At 57.9% G+C, this 14,126-nt stretch carries 12 protein-coding genes; 6 read left to right on the forward strand and 6 right to left on the reverse strand.

Annotated features, from left to right (window positions below; genetic code table 11):
* Window position 1: 1 nt before the first annotated feature.
* Window positions 2–574, reverse strand: a complete 573-nt coding sequence (locus VRY85_RS01650) for an anthranilate synthase component II (protein WP_414596852.1) — start codon at window positions 572–574, stop codon at window positions 2–4.
* Window positions 575–1,133: 559 nt separating this feature from the next.
* Here VRY85_RS01650 and VRY85_RS01655 point away from each other — a divergent pair.
* The gene (locus VRY85_RS01655) at window positions 1,134–2,294 is read left to right on the forward strand and encodes a multidrug effflux MFS transporter (RefSeq protein ID WP_414596853.1); all 1,161 of its coding nucleotides are present in this window, start codon (window positions 1,134–1,136) and stop codon (window positions 2,292–2,294) included.
* Between the two features lie 44 nt (window positions 2,295–2,338).
* Here the strand turns inward: VRY85_RS01655 and trpE are convergent, their stop codons facing one another.
* On the reverse strand, window positions 2,339–3,859 hold the full coding sequence (trpE, locus tag VRY85_RS01660; RefSeq protein ID WP_414596854.1) for an anthranilate synthase component I: 1,521 nt from the start codon (window positions 3,857–3,859) through the stop codon (window positions 2,339–2,341).
* 280 nt (window positions 3,860–4,139) lie between these two features.
* Window positions 4,140–4,817 carry a phosphoglycolate phosphatase gene (locus VRY85_RS01665; RefSeq protein ID WP_414596855.1) on the reverse strand — a complete coding sequence of 226 codons (678 nt, stop codon included), beginning with the start codon at window positions 4,815–4,817 and terminating at the stop codon, window positions 4,140–4,142.
* A gap of 433 nt (window positions 4,818–5,250) precedes the next feature.
* On the opposite strand from VRY85_RS01665, the gene VRY85_RS01670 reads away from it, so the two are divergent.
* Window positions 5,251–6,996, forward strand: a complete 1,746-nt coding sequence (locus VRY85_RS01670; protein WP_414596856.1) for a GGDEF domain-containing protein — start codon at window positions 5,251–5,253, stop codon at window positions 6,994–6,996.
* A gap of 40 nt (window positions 6,997–7,036) precedes the next feature.
* Here the strand turns inward: VRY85_RS01670 and rpe are convergent, their stop codons facing one another.
* Window positions 7,037–7,735: a ribulose-phosphate 3-epimerase gene (gene rpe, locus VRY85_RS01675; protein WP_414596857.1), complete on the reverse strand. Its 699-nt coding sequence runs from the start codon at window positions 7,733–7,735 to the stop codon at window positions 7,037–7,039.
* A 34-nt stretch (window positions 7,736–7,769) separates the two neighbouring features.
* Between rpe and VRY85_RS01680 the strand changes: the two genes are divergently transcribed.
* The 3 genes from VRY85_RS01680 to VRY85_RS01690 are packed head-to-tail and all read left to right on the forward strand — an operon-like array spanning window position 7,770 to window position 11,143.
* Window positions 7,770–9,146, forward strand: coding sequence for a murein transglycosylase A (locus VRY85_RS01680; protein ID WP_414596858.1), 1,377 nt, complete (start codon window positions 7,770–7,772; stop codon window positions 9,144–9,146).
* A complete protein-coding gene (locus VRY85_RS01685) occupies window positions 9,143–10,312 on the forward strand; it encodes an FAD-dependent monooxygenase (protein WP_414596859.1) in 1,170 nt (389 codons plus the stop codon). The genes VRY85_RS01680 and VRY85_RS01685 overlap by 4 nt, the downstream gene beginning before the upstream one ends.
* A gap of 45 nt (window positions 10,313–10,357) precedes the next feature.
* Complete coding sequence (locus VRY85_RS01690) at window positions 10,358–11,143, forward strand: DsbC family protein (RefSeq protein WP_414596860.1); 786 nt, start codon at window positions 10,358–10,360, stop codon at window positions 11,141–11,143.
* 46 nt (window positions 11,144–11,189) lie between these two features.
* On the opposite strand, the gene VRY85_RS01695 is transcribed toward VRY85_RS01690, so the two are convergent.
* Both VRY85_RS01695 and VRY85_RS01700 read right to left on the reverse strand, forming a co-directional pair.
* Complete coding sequence (locus tag VRY85_RS01695) at window positions 11,190–11,897, reverse strand: tellurite resistance TerB family protein (RefSeq protein WP_414596861.1); 708 nt, start codon at window positions 11,895–11,897, stop codon at window positions 11,190–11,192.
* 21 nt (window positions 11,898–11,918) lie between these two features.
* Window positions 11,919–12,614 carry a GntR family transcriptional regulator gene (locus VRY85_RS01700; protein ID WP_414596862.1) on the reverse strand — a complete coding sequence of 232 codons (696 nt, stop codon included), beginning with the start codon at window positions 12,612–12,614 and terminating at the stop codon, window positions 11,919–11,921.
* Window positions 12,615–12,766: 152 nt separating this feature from the next.
* Between VRY85_RS01700 and VRY85_RS01705 the strand changes: the two genes are divergently transcribed.
* Entirely contained in the window at window positions 12,767–14,119 is a 1,353-nt protein-coding gene (locus VRY85_RS01705) for an FAD-dependent oxidoreductase (RefSeq protein WP_414596863.1), read from the forward strand.
* The last annotated feature ends 7 nt before the right edge of the window (window positions 14,120–14,126 follow it).

A 14,126-nucleotide genomic window follows, 5' to 3' on the forward strand; every position in this document is an offset into this window, starting at 1 on the left:
TTCAGGCTTGGATATTCAGAAAATTCTGCAACAAGGCGTGGCCATGTTCGCTGAGGACGGATTCCGGGTGAAACTGCACGCCGTAGATGGGCAGCGTTTTGTGGCACAGGCCCATGATTTCACCATCGGCAGTTTCAGCAGTGACTTCCAGGCAGTCCGGCAGGCTGTCGCGCGCAACGGCCAGTGAATGATAGCGGGTGACCGTGAAAGGGGAAGGCAGGTCGGTGAAGATGTCACTGCCTCGATGTGTGATCTCGGACACTTTTCCGTGCATGATTTCACGTGCGCGAACCACCTCGCCGCCAAATGCCGCGCCAATCGCCTGGTGCCCCAGGCAAACGCCCAGAATTGGCACTTTGCCACCGAAATGGCGAATGACTTCAAGCGAGATGCCTGCTTCAGCGGGTGTGCAGGGGCCGGGCGAGATGCAGATGCGGTCGGGTTGTAGTGCTTCGATGTCTTCCAGGGTGATCTGGTCGTTGCGGTGGGTGTGGACGTCTTCGCCCAGCTCGCCGAAATACTGCACGAGGTTATAGGTGAAGGAGTCGTAATTATCGATCATGAGAAGCTTCATTGAACGTGTCCTTCCAAGGAAAATAAACCCGTGGCGAATGCGTGATTCCGCCCGGCGTCGGCCACGCGCGTGCAGGCGGAGTTGCTGCGCCTTGCGTGCAGTATAGATGTCGTGCGTGAGGGGATATGTATGAATTGCATCGGCTGTTCTCTTTTTGGAGCCGCCGCGCCGGAGAGCAATTTGACCTGACCTTGTCTACCGGTACGGCGACAAGGTGCGGTTTGAGACCGCAGCAACATGCCGCTTCCTATTGGAAGCGCCACCACAAAATAACGGAGGTTGCTGCTATACGGTTCATGAAAACTGGGAAATAAACTGTTAGTGCAGTTGCGTTGCGTGCTTAGTATTGCACAGCCCGTATGCGCAACCGTTTATTCGATTGATTCTACCATGTGAAGTGTTCTCGGGGCGGAAAATGCGCAGCGCTCAATTGGCCCAATGTTCTGGCGTGCCCTAGAATCAGTATCTTGGATAGATTGGTGGTTTCATGGGCGACAACAGGCAGAAAAATACGAACTCAACCCCTGCAGCAGGGGGCAAAACAGCGGAAACGTTCACTATGACGCGGCGCTTTCTTGCCATGCTGATTGCGGTTGCAGCTGTGAGCCCGCTGGGTATCAATCTGTACCTGCCTTCTATGCCGGGCATGGCAGCCGCATTGAACGTAGATTACGCTGCGGTGCAATTCACCCTGTCGCTCTATCTGGCGGCAGTGGCGCTGGGTCAACTGGTTATCGGGCCTATTTCAGACCGCTACGGGCGTCGGCCGGTGCTAATGGGCGGCCTCATCATGTTTGTGGTGGGGTCGCTGCTATGCATGCTTGCGCCTAACATTGCCGTGCTCAATACCGGGCGTGTCATACAAGCTCTGGGGGGCTGTGCAGGCATGGCCTTGAGCCGGGCGATTGTTCGCGATATGTACGACCGCACGCAGGCGGCCAGCATGATTGCATACGTCACTATGGGCATGGCGGTGGCGCCAATGCTGGCGCCCACCATTGGCGGCGTGTTTGAGGCCTGGCATGGCTGGCGGGCCTCCTTTGCTTTTCTGGCGTTATTCGGCCTTGTCACGATAGGCGCTGTGCATGTGTTGCTGCACGAAACCAACCCATGGAGAGAGGCTGCGGGCGGCCTTGGCCAACTGCTTAGAAGCTTTGGGCAATTGCTGCGCATGCCGGTGTTCTGGGGCTTTTCGCTGACGGCGGGGCTTGCTTCCGGCACTTTCTTTGGTTTTGTGGGCGGCGCGGCTTACGTCGTCATCAATCTGATGGAACGCACGCCGGTTGAATATGGCATGTATTTCGGGCTGGTGTCGCTAGGCTACATTTTTGGAAATTTTCTTTCGGGCCGGTTTGTCAGCAAGATCGGGCCACAGAGAATGATCCGCCTGGGTGTATTGCTGGCCATGTGCGCCATGCTGCTGATGGCCGGCCTGTATGCGCTGGACGACATGCAGCCCGCCTTTCTGTTTGTGCCAGCTATTTTCTTAGGAATGGGCAATGGTTTGGTGATGCCCAGCTGTATTGCCGGTGCAGTGAGCGTTAAGCCCGAAATCGCGGGGGCGGCATCGGGCTTAGCAGGGACTTTGCAGATCGGTTGCGGGGCGATTGTGGCGCCCGTGGTTGGCGCTCTGGTGAGCGCCACTGCCTGGCCGATGATACTGGTCATGATGCTTTGCGCGGTCTTGTCCGCGCTTAGCATGTTGTTAGTTTCCCGGTAAGCAGTGGGCGAGGTTCGGGCTAACTAAAACGGTTTGTCCCGGCCTTAAATCGGCTCGTCCAGGCCGTTCTGAACCTGCTCTGCTGCGCGCAGTACCGCACGGGCCTTGGCCTCAGTTTCCAGCCATTCTTTTTCTGGGTCGGAGTCGGCCACAATGCCGGCTGCCGCCTGAACGTACAGCATGCCGTCCTTGATGAGCCCGGTTCGGATAGCAATCGCCACATCCATTTCGCCCCCGTAGCTCATGTAGCCAGCAGCGCCGCCGTAAATGCCGCGTCGCACCGGCTCAAGCTCGTCGATGATCTCCATGGCCCGCACTTTGGGCGCCCCCGTCAGGGTGCCCGCCGGGAACGTGGCACGTAACACGTCCATATTGCTCATATCGTCTTGCAACTCACCCGCTACGTTGGAAACCAAGTGCATAACATGGGAGTAACGTTCAATGCTCATGGTGTCCGTCACCTCAACCGTGCCGGTTTTCGCCACGCGTCCCACATCATTGCGTGCCAAGTCGATCAACATGACGTGTTCGGCTCTTTCTTTGGGGTCGGCGATCAGCTCTTCCGCCAAGCGCACATCTTCTTCCGGTGTGGCGCCCCGCTTCCGGGTACCCGCCAGTGGCCGGATGGTGACCATGGTTTTGCGCTCCTGCTCTTTTTCGACAATTTCCTGACGCACCAGAATTTCCGGTGATGAGCCCACTACATGGAAGTCGTCGAAGTTCCAGTAGTACAGATAAGGCGAGGGGTTTAGAGAGCGCAATGAGCGGTATAGCGACAGTGGGGAGTCGCGATAGGGCTTGGCGATAACCTGGCCGACCTGCACCTGCATGACATCCCCTGCGGCAATGTATTCCTTGGCCTTCAGAACGGCAGCGATGTAGTCTTCCTTCGCAAAATCACGCCGTTCCTGCGTCTGCATGCTGGCATAAGCGTAGGGGATGGTCAGGGGCGTGCGCAGTTTTTCACGCAATTGTTTCTGGCGTCGCTTGGCCAGAGAATAGGCCTCGGGCTCGGCCGGGTCGGCGTAGACCAGAATATAGGTGCGGCCAGCCAGGTTATCGACGATTACCAGCTCATCAACCTGTAGCAGCATGATGTCGGGCGTGCCCCCTTCCTGACCGGCGGGAAATGGCTTGGTAGCCGCACCGAGCCGGGGTTCCATGTGGCGCACGGTGTCATAACCGAAGTAGCCGGCGAACCCGCCTGCGAAACGCGGCATACCGGGGCGCAATGCTACTTTGAAGCGCTGCTGGTAGGCCTCAATGAAGGCCAGAGGGTCGCCTTCGTGAGTTTCAACAACTTCACCCTTGTGCACGACTTCCGTGGTAGTGCCGCGTGAGCGGATCACGGTTTTAGCAGGCAGGCCGATGAAGGAATAGCGCCCGAAGCGTTCGCCGCCTACGACGGATTCCAGCAGGCAGCTGTTGCGGCCGCCCTCGGGGCCGCTGTGCGCCAGTTTCAAGTAAATGGCTAGTGGTGTGTCAAGGTCGGCATAGGTTTCCGCGATCAGCGGTATGCGGTTGTAGCCTTGGGCGGCTAGAGCGTTGAACTCGATTTCTGTCATGAGTGCCTCTTGCATTGTGATCTTGAGGCCGGGACAGATAAAACAAAAAGCCCGGCCATTTCCTGGTTACCGGGCTGCGTGGTGTGTGTTGCTGGCCGGAGAACCACGGATACATTCGTGGCGCGCCGGAAGGGGGTATGAATTTACCGCGACCCGGATGACATGTACCACCAGCGCCAATAGGCGCCAGGAACGATGTACGAGTTGCGGGAAATGTTCATGATGATTTGACTAGTGTTCCGTTGCCGAAAAACGCGGGCCGTATGCCGGGCTGCGATGGTTAATGCGCGGATTTGAAGGCCCACTTATATGCGTCTTCGATTCCAAAAACTATACCATCAATGTCTAGCGTGTGTATATCGCGGCCCTCGTTGTAGCCGTAAGGCACGGCGAGCACGGTGATGCCTGCGGCGCGCGCGGCCAGCGCGTCGTTAATGGAATCGCCAATGGCCAGAGCCTCGGCCGGGGCGCAGCCCAGCAGTTCGCAAGCATGCAGCAAAGGCATGGGGTCGGGCTTTTTACGTGAGCACGTGTCGCCGCAGACCACGGCGTCGAACCAAGGCTCCAAGCCACTGTGCTTGAGCAGGGGCATTGTGAACTCAGTCGGCTTGTTGGTTACCACCGCGAGCTTCACACCTTGCGAGCGGAAGGCGTTTAAGCCTTCTTGAACGCCCGGGTACAGACGCGCTTCGCGCCCATTGGTTAAGTGGTAGTGACGGTTGAAGATATTAAGCGCAGAGGCTACTGAAGCATCGTCAGCGGGCAAGTTCACCCGCGAGTCAGTCAGGCAGCGCCACACGAGGTGGGCCGTGCCCTTGCCGACAAAGGTGCAAATATCGTCGATTGGCAGTTGCGGCTTGCCGATTTCAGCCAACATGGCGTTGGCTGCAGCAGACAGATCGGGAATGGTATCCAGCAGGGTGCCGTCAAGGTCGATAAGAATGGCGTGGTAGGGCATGAGGCGAGTCTAAAAGTGGCTGTCGTTCTGGTACAGATGTTCTCATAAAAGCCTCGTGTCGGGAGGGAGGTATCCCGTCGCCGTGTCTAATTCTCTAAACGGCATCCCGGATCACGTTCCGGAGCATCAAACCATGATCCGCACGCTTTGGGCCATCACTTTGCCCAGCCGTTATACTCCTCCCCACGTCAGGGCGTTCATCGCTTTTTTAAGGGCGCAGATTCGGGAAAATCACCCCGAAGGGCTTATGCCTTGCCCTTCGCTTTGACTAACACTCTGGAGGAACCACATATAAATGCTGCGTGTCGCATGCCGCTTGTGCTGTGCTTCCTTAATCGAACTGTCACTTCCGGCGTTTATATTCCGTATTTGTATTGAAAGGATTACCGCTTGCCTGAAGTGATGGGTATTGTGGGTAATACGGACGCAGGCCATGCTTAATTCCATCTTGCAGGACAACCGGCTCATCCCCTTGTTTCAACCGGTTGTTGATCTTAATGGCGGCGGAATCATCGGCTATGAAGGACTGATACGCGGTCCTATGGATTCACCCTTGCATTCTCCTATCGCGCTGTTTGACAGAGCGCGTCGCGACGGGCGGGTGGCCGAGTTGGAAACGCGTTGCCATACCACGCATATTGAAAGTTTTATTCAGCTTGGGCTTGAAGGAAAGCTGTTCCTGAACACGAGTCCCGGTGTCATGATCGGTGCTTATTTGGGAAACGCGATTCCGGTGCCGGGGCAGGATGCGGGGGTGGAAGGGCAGATCGTCATTGAATTCACCGAAGGGATGGGCGGCATATCCTATGATCGTTTGCGCGACGCCATTACCCTCTATCGAAAGCAAGGTTTGCAACTGGCGCTGGATGATATCGGTGAAGGGTTTTCCAGCCTGCGCCGTTGGTCAGAGCTGCGACCAGAATATGTCAAGATCGATAAGTATTTTGTGGAGGATATTGACCGCGACCCGGTGAAGCGGCAGTTTGTGCAAGCGATGGTGGAAATCGCTTTGCAGGCGAATGCCACCGTTATTGCTGAAGGCATCGAGACGGAGGCCGAACTTGAGGCGGTGCGCAGCCTCGGTGTGAAGTGTGGTCAGGGCTACTTATTGGGCTACCCTTCAGCCCGACCTCTGCGGCAGGTGGAAGGGCGTGTCAAGGGGATGCTGGGTGTGCAGCGGCGGCCAAAGAAAAGCGCGCCGGCCCGCCCCGGCATCGCCACTGCTCGTAAAGTGTTGCGTGAGGTGCCGACAGTGCTGAATACGGTGCCCACCAACGAGGTCTATTCGATTTTCGAGAATCAGCCCGATTTACAAGTGCTGGCCGTCTTATGTGATGGCGTACCGGTTGGCTTGATTCACCGTACGCGAATGCTCGACAGGCTGGCCCGGCCTTACCAGCGAGAGCTCTATGGCACCAAGCCCTGTTCGCATTTCATCGAAAACGAGCCGCTGATTGTGGATCACAACACCAGCTTGCAAGACCTGGCGCACCTGTTTACTGAGAAGAACCCGCATCACCTGTTTGAGGGCTTCATCATTACTGCCGATCAGGCCTTCATCGGTGTGGGGACAGGTTTTGACCTGCTGCGAGAAATCACTCAGATGCAGATAGAAGCTGCACGTTACGCCAACCCGCTTACTCAGCTGCCCGGCAATGTGCCGATTAACGAGCATCTCGATATGCTGCTGGAAAACGGCGAGGCCTTTGCCGTGTGTTACGTCGACCTTGATAATTTCAAGCCGTTCAACGATCTATATGGTTATCGCAATGGCGATGAAGCCATACAGCTGACTGCCAGATTACTGAGCGAACATATAGATGTTGAGCGGGATTTTCTCGGGCATATCGGTGGTGATGACTTCATCATCATCTTTCGCAGCGGCGACTGGAAGCGGCGCTGCCAAGCCGTAGTCGACGGTTTTCCTCAGGCCAGCCGGTTTCTGTACCAGCCCGATCATCTAGCGGCAGGGGGCTATATGGCACTGAACCGGCAAGGCGAGGAAGTCTTTCATCACTTACTGAGCATTTCGCTGGGTGTAGTGCGGATGGATGGCCAGCAACGGCTGCCAAGCGCACAGGTTGCGGAAATGGCTACAGCGGCTAAGGCCCAGGCCAAGAAGATGGCCGGTAATGCCCTGTTTGTAGAGCGCAGGGCATTATTTGAGTGTGTGCATTAAAGCTGTGCGTATTGCCGCCTAAGCCTCAGGCAGCCCCGCTTCATACAGCCTGCTTTCCCGCTTTAAGCACTTCAGCGCGCATGGCGTCGATCACGGCGCGGTAGTCTGGGGCGCCAAATACCGCTGAGCCCGCCACAAAAGTGTCGGCGCCGGCTGCGTAGATCGCGCCGATGTTGTCGACCTTCACGCCACCGTCGACTTCCAGGCGTATAGATTGCCCGCCCGCTTGTTGCCAGGCATTGATGCGTTGCCTGGCTTCACGCAGTTTGTGCAGGGTATTGGGGATGAATTGCTGGCCGCCAAAGCCTGGGTTAACCGACATCAACAACACGATGTCCAGTTTGTCCATGACATAGTCCATCCAGCCAAGCGGCGTGGCCGGGTTGAACACCAGCCCCGCCTTGCAGCCGTGGTCGCGAATCAGGGCCAGTGTGCGGTCGGGGTGACGTGACGCTTCGGGGTGGAAAGTGATGATATTGGCACCCGCTTTGGCGAATTGCGGGATAATGGCGTCGACAGGTTCCACCATGAGGTGAACGTCTATCGGCGCTGTGGTATGCGGCCGTATGGCTTCGCAAACCATGGGCCCTATCGTCAAGTTGGGCACATAATGGTTGTCCATTACATCGAAGTGGATCCAATCGGCGCCTGCATCAACAACGTTGCGCACTTCTTCCCCCAAACGGGCGAAATCGGCGGAAAGCAGGCTGGGAGCAATACAGATGTCTGGTAGGGTCATAGCAGAGGAACGATAAAAGGAAATGACGGCAACAATGAGTGTATTGCAGTTTGACCCCAGGCCAGAGCACACGCTTCGTTATTTGCGGCGAGAAACGCCGCGAAAACCGCAAGGGGCGAGGTGGCCGCGTTCACTACGGGCGCTCGGGCCGGTTGCTGTAGCGGTTCTGCTGGCCGCGTGTTCTTCAGTGCCGCTGGATGAGCCGAGTGAAACGCCGGTGGCGGATATCGACATCCTGCAACAGCCTTTAAGGGTTCCGGCGCTTGATGCCATGCGCGATAGTGCGCCGCGTAAGCTTGAGGGTGGGTTTGTGCCGGTCGGCTGGGGCGCCTTGCCCTCCTGGGCTGACGATGACCTCTCCCAGCTGTGGCCGGTGCTTATCAATAATTGCAAGGGCTTGATGCGCCCTACCGGCGGTTCCCTGGTGCAGCAGGCCCGCGCCACGCCTCGTGTCTGGCAGCCAGTGTGCGCGGCGGCAGCGCAGGCCCAACCACAGGGCAGTGCGCAAGTGCGCGCTTTTATCGAACAGCACTTGCAGCCTTGGCGCCTGCTCGATGAACAAGGCAAGCCCGCCCGCAATACGGTTACTGGTTACTACGAGCCATTGATTCACGGAGCCCGCACGCGCGGCGGCGACTACCAATGGCCTTTGTATCAGCCCCCCCACGATCTGCTGACCATCGACTTGGGCAGCGTGTACCCCGAACTGGCGGGTAAACGGGTGCGCGGCAAGCTTGATGGAAAACGCGTGGTGCCTTACGACACACGCGCAGAAATCGCCGCCTCTCCCGGCCGCCAGCCGCCAGCCATTGTGTGGGCGAACGACCCAGTCGAAGCGTTTTTCTTACAGATACAAGGGTCGGGAAGGGTGCAATTGCCTGATGGAAAAATGATCCGTCTGGCGTACGCTGATCACAATGGTCGGCCTTATGCATCCATTGGCCGCTGGCTGGCCGACAAAGGTGAGCTGCCGCTGGCACAGACTTCCATGCAGAACATCAAGGCGTGGGCCAAGCGCAACCCGCATCGGGTGCAAGAAATGCTGAACGCCAATCCGGCCATGGTGTTCTTCCGCGAAGAGGCGGTGGCAGGCTCTGAGGCGGGTGCAGATTTTGGCCCTAAAGGCGCTTACGGTATACCGCTAGCTGGTCAGCGGGCCATAGCAGTTGATACCCGTTACGTGCCCTTGGGGGCGCCTGTATACCTTGCCACCACCATGCCCTCAAGCTCACAACCTTTGAGACGGCTGGTTTTCGCTCAAGACACTGGGGCCGCAATAAAGGGCGCCGCGCGCGCCGACTTCTATTGGGGGTTTGGCGATGAAGCAGGCGCTTTGGCAGGCAGGATGAAACAAAACGGTGAAATGTGGGTCTTGTGGCCCAAACAGGCAGGAGCTCCCTCGGCAAGATGAGTAAGCAAGGAATACTGGTTTGTGGCAGCGGTGTAGCAGGTCTGGCCACGGCGCTGGGTCTGGCGCGCAAGGGGTTTAACGTTGAGTTGCTTGGGCCGCCTCCCCCGCGACCGCCGCTGGGGCAAGACGACTATCATCCGCGTGTGTATGCAATTTCTCAATCCAGCCGCAGCCTGCTTGAATCCTTGGGGGTTTGGCAGATGATGGAAGCCAGGCGGGTCACCCCGGTGGAAGCCATGGAGGTGCATGGCGATGCGGCGGGCATGGTGATGCTGAATGCCTGGCAGGCAAGCCAAGATGCTTTAGCCTGGATTGTCGAGTCTGGCGAAATGGAACGCGTCCTGCAGCAGGCCATTCAGGTGTACGGCCTGCGCTGGTGGCAGGAAAAATTCACCCACCTTGAAGGGCGGGTGGTCTGTACGGAAAGTGGCCGCCGGCTGCCGTTTGATCTGCTGGTCGGTGCGGACGGCGCGCGCTCACCAGTGCGTCATAGCGCGGGTATCTTTCATGAGTCGCGGCCCTATGGCGATAGCGGGGTGGTCGCGCATCTTGATGCAGAGCTTCCCCATCAGAATGTCGCGGTGCAGTGGTTTACCGGCGATTCCATTCTCGCCTTGCTACCCATGCCGGATACCGCCAATGGGCATCAGGTGTCCATGGTCTGGTCCTTGCCTGAACAGGCGGCTAACGAGCTCATGGCGATGGAGCCCGAAGCACGTGCCGATTTCCTGGAGAAAAGGCTGGCGGCAGCAACGGGTGGGCGGTGGGGCCGCCTGAAGCTGCGCAGCACGCCCTTTGCCTTCCCGCTATTCCTGGAGCGTAGCGGCATGATAGGCCCGGGCATTGCCTTGGTCAGTGATGCCGCGCATCGGGTTCACCCATTGGCCGGCCAGGGGCTTAATCTTGGCTTGGGCGATGTGCAGGAGTTGCTGAACATCCTGTCGAACAAAGAAAGCTATCGCAGCGTTGGCGATGAGCGTGTGCTCAAACGTTACCGGCGCGCCCGGGCTCAACCGATTTTGGCCATGAGCGTGGCGACCGATGGCCTGCACCGGCTGTTCGCTTCGCAGGCGGCGCCCGTAGTGGCATTGCGCAATCTGGGCATGCAGGCGGTTGATCGTTTGCCCATGATTAAGCGGTTTCTTATCGGCGGCGCAGCGGGTTAACTATGTAAGCTGGCGGGCGGGCGTCGCCCAGCATCAGGAGTATTCATGTTGTTTTGTATCGATTTTCGTCGCATCCTGGCAGCGGCTGTACTGATCTGCCTGGGGGCCATTCCCGCGTTGGCGGTCGCGCAGGATAAAGTTCTTTCCACTGAGGGCAACGACCCACAAGGCGCGGTGGTGATCTCCACCGAACAGGTCAGAAAAGGCTTTGAAGAGCGTTTCCCTGGTTTGGGCGTGAACGAGATTTCCACCACACCGTTTCCGGGGCTGTTCGAGATACGCATAGGCAGTGACTTGCTCTATGTGGATGGCGAAGTGAACTACGTGTTGCAAGGTTCACTGATTGATGCTAAATCGCGCCGCGATCTCACGGCTCAGCGTCTCGAAGCGCTGTCGAGGGTAGACTTTTCTTCTCTGCCTTTTGAAGCTGCCATCAAGCAGGTAAGGGGCGATGGCAGCCGCCAGATGGCCGTTTTCGAAGACCCTAACTGCGGCTATTGCAAGTTGCTGCACAAGACGCTGGAAAACATGGACGATGTGACGATCTACACGTTTCTTTTCCCGATATTGTCAGAAGACTCACATAGCCGTTCGCGCAACATTTGGTGTGCGGAAGATCGTGTCGCCGCCTGGCGCGGCTGGATGCTGGAAAACAAACACCCAGCCACCGCGGAATGTGACACGCCGGTTGAGGCGAACTTGGCTTTGGGTAAAAGCCTGATGGTGACGGGTACACCGGCCATCTTCTTTGCAGACGGTACCCGCGTGAATGGTGCTTTGCGCCAAGCAGACCTGGAAGCCAAGCTGTCGGCAGCGGCACAGTCACAGTAAAACGACTACTGTCCCGTGCCGCCGCACCGGATTTGCTGCGCCGCGCTTACTGGGTCACCTGCAAGGCCTGAGCTTCCAGCTCAGCCTTCAGGGATGGGTCCAACCGCAACGAACGAGCCAGTTCATCCAGGTAGGCGCGCTCCATGAAGCTGTCCTGTTCGGTGACCAACAAACTGGCTAAATAGATTTCAGTCGCCATTTCCGGCGATTGCGCCATTGCCGCGACGGCGGCGGGGTCGGCAGGCTTTTCCAGTTCAGCGTGGAGCCAGCGCTGGTCGGCTTCATTCACCGCCAAACGCTGTACTTCGGCCTCGATCATGGCTTTTTCTTCGGGGCCAATATGGCCGTCAGCCTTGGCGGCTGCGATCATAGCCGACAACATGGCTCGGCTATGTTGCTCCATCAAAGGGGTTTCGACATTGGTCAGGCGCAGCGGCGTGGCCGCCGCTGGGGCCGCATTAGCTGTTGCACCGGGCTGAGGGCTGGCCTGACGGCTTTGCCAGTCCTGGTAAGTCTTGAGCGCCAGGGCCCCTACCGCCGCCGCTCCACCGTAGCCGGCAAGCTTGCCCCCCATCTTGCGGAATTTTTTATTGCCCAGCAGCAGGCCGAGTGCGCCTCCCATGAGCGCTCCGCCCCCGAACCCACCTAAAGGATTTTGCGTGGACGACGACTGCTTACTGAGGGCAGTCCCCGCGTCTTGAGCGAGCCCTTTGCCAGACTGCAGAATTTGTTGGAAGAGGTTCTGTATGGACATGTTGGTACTCCCGTTCGGGGCTTATTCAAGGGTGGAATTAGGGGGCGCCGCCTGCGCATGGGTGTCGAATAACTGATCAAGGCGTATGCGGTAGGCGGCGATGATGTGCGCGCGGGCGGCTTCCTCAGCGGCATCGGGGTCGCGGCGGGCCAGAGCATCAACGATGGCGCCGTGTTCGGCGCGTGAAGTTTCTGCGCGTCCCGGCGTGCTTAAGGTGGTGTGGCCGAGCAGCATCATGGATTCTTGCAAAGAGTTGAGCGTTTTAACCAGGTAGCGGTTATGAGCGCAACGATACAGGGTTTCATGGAAAAGCCGGTTGTTGGCGGCCAGCGCCTCGGCGGTGGTGAACTGTGCGTCGCGCACGTTGATCTCGCGCAGGAAGTCGATCTCCACATCGGAGGCGTGACGGGCGGCCAAACGCGCGGCAGTGCCCTCCAGAACTTCTCGCATCGCGTAAAGCTCGCTGGTCATGGAATGGTCGAGTTCAGTGACGATGAGACCGCGGGCGGCATCCATCGTCAATAAACCTTCCAGTTGCAGACGGCTGAGCGCTTCGCGTATGGGCGTGCGGCTCAAGCCGGTTTGTTCGGCCAGCTCGGTTTCCCGCAAGCGGGTGCCGGGGCGAAGCTGATTCGACTGGATGCCCTCCACAATGAACCGGTAGGCCTGGTCGCTGCGGGAAATGCCGCGTCGTTGTCCTGTGTCGAGTTCATCCATGCGTGTCTGTCCTTTTTCAAATGAGCATTCTATCTTGAATAGCGCTTGTTTTATCACAGTGCCCTAGGCCAATATACTTCTGTATACAAATGTATTCATAGCGTAGGTTTGTGGATGGGCCGCATTGCGCTTTCTCAGAAATGGAGATCATCGTGAGCCAAGCTCCGACATACGACGTTCTGGTCATCGGCGGGGGAAACGCCGCTTTATGTGCGGCGATCACCGCTCGTGAAAATGGCGCCAGCGTGTTGATGCTTGAAGCCGCTCCCAAGGAGTGGCGCGGCGGCAATTCCATGCATACCCGCAATCTGCGGTGCATGCACGATGCGCCACAGGATGTTCTGGTTGATGCCTACCCCGAAGAGGAGTACTGGCAAGACCTTCTGAAAGTAACGGGTGGCCTTACGAACGAGGCGCTGGCCCGCTTGCGCAGCGGGGAACGCATTGAGGCCAGGGCCTGTGTGCTGGCCGCCGGCGGGTTTGAGTCCAACCGCGAATGGCTGCGTGAGGCGTGGGGGCAGAACGAACGCGGCGAATGGCCTGCCGATAACTTCCTGATCCGGGGTACCCGCTTTAATCAAGGTGTGCTGCTGCGCTACATGATGGATGCAGGCGCCGACATCACTGGCGAGCCATCGCAGTCACATTGTGTGGCGATCGACGCGCGCGCACCTTTGTACGACGGCGGCATCTGCACACGTATCGACTGTGTTTCGCTAGCGTTAGCGGCCGCACTTGCATTGTTTCTGCTGCTGGTTGTCGCCATGAACGGTTCACTGCTGCATGAGCCGCTGCAGGGCGACTTCTACGCCATATTTCCTCATAACCTGTTAGTGGCCATGTTTGGAACGGTTTTCATGTTGGCCGTGCTGGCGTTGGGTGTGAGTGTGGTGCGTTTTTGGCGGCAGTCGGTGCCCGGCCCCCATCAGGGGGAAGCCATTGTCGAGGCCGCTGCCAATGTGCTGACCTTGAAGTACATGGATGGAGGGCATGGCAAAGGCTGCAACAATGAAGATGACGCCTACACGCTCTGGCGCCGTCGTTTCCATCATTTCACCTTTTATGGCTTCTTGCTGTGTTTCGCCGCAACCAGTGTTGCCACCATCTACCACTATGTATTCGGTTGGGCTGCACCTTACGCGTATACCAGTTTGCCGGTGGTACTTGGAACGGTGGGCGGTATCGGCCTGTTAATTGGTCCGGCAGGGCTGTTCTGGATGAATCTGCGCCGCCACCCTTTGCATGGGGATATGGCGCAGCGCCCCGTGGACCTCGGTTTCATCGCCCTGCTGTTTTTCATCAGTCTTACGGGGCTGGTGCTACTGGCTTTTCGTGATACGGCTTGGATGGGCGTTCTTCTGGCTATCCATCTAGGTACGGTGATGGCGCTGTTTCTGACCATGCCTTACGGTAAGTTCGCACATGGAATCTACCGCACGGCGGCTTTGCTGAAGTGGAATATAGAAAAGCGTCAACCCTTGGATCTCAAACTCGGCGCTGACTGATTTCAAG

Origin of the sequence: Achromobacter sp. F4_2707 (genome assembly GCF_047501535.1) — a bacterium.
Taxonomy (GTDB): domain Bacteria; phylum Pseudomonadota; class Gammaproteobacteria; order Burkholderiales; family Burkholderiaceae_B; genus Yanghanlia.

What these genes read in the sequence shown, in the direction of transcription:
- VRY85_RS01665 (WP_414596855.1), bottom strand. Translation starts at nt 4,817, where the DNA reads ATGCCCTACCACGCCATTCTTATCGACCTTGACGGCACCCTGCTGGAT.
- VRY85_RS01690 (WP_414596860.1), top strand. Translation starts at nt 10,358, where the DNA reads ATGTTGTTTTGTATCGATTTTCGTCGCATCCTGGCAGCGGCTGTACTG.
- VRY85_RS01655 (WP_414596853.1), top strand. Translation starts at nt 1,134, where the DNA reads ATGACGCGGCGCTTTCTTGCCATGCTGATTGCGGTTGCAGCTGTGAGC.
- VRY85_RS01680 (WP_414596858.1), top strand. Translation starts at nt 7,770, where the DNA reads ATGAGTGTATTGCAGTTTGACCCCAGGCCAGAGCACACGCTTCGTTAT.
- VRY85_RS01700 (WP_414596862.1), bottom strand. Translation starts at nt 12,614, where the DNA reads ATGGATGAACTCGACACAGGACAACGACGCGGCATTTCCCGCAGCGAC.
- VRY85_RS01670 (WP_414596856.1), top strand. Translation starts at nt 5,251, where the DNA reads ATGCTTAATTCCATCTTGCAGGACAACCGGCTCATCCCCTTGTTTCAA.
- VRY85_RS01650 (WP_414596852.1), bottom strand. Translation starts at nt 574, where the DNA reads ATGAAGCTTCTCATGATCGATAATTACGACTCCTTCACCTATAACCTC.
- rpe (WP_414596857.1), bottom strand. Translation starts at nt 7,735, where the DNA reads ATGACCCTACCAGACATCTGTATTGCTCCCAGCCTGCTTTCCGCCGAT.
- VRY85_RS01685 (WP_414596859.1), top strand. Translation starts at nt 9,143, where the DNA reads ATGAGTAAGCAAGGAATACTGGTTTGTGGCAGCGGTGTAGCAGGTCTG.
- VRY85_RS01695 (WP_414596861.1), bottom strand. Translation starts at nt 11,897, where the DNA reads ATGTCCATACAGAACCTCTTCCAACAAATTCTGCAGTCTGGCAAAGGG.
- trpE (WP_414596854.1), bottom strand. Translation starts at nt 3,859, where the DNA reads ATGACAGAAATCGAGTTCAACGCTCTAGCCGCCCAAGGCTACAACCGC.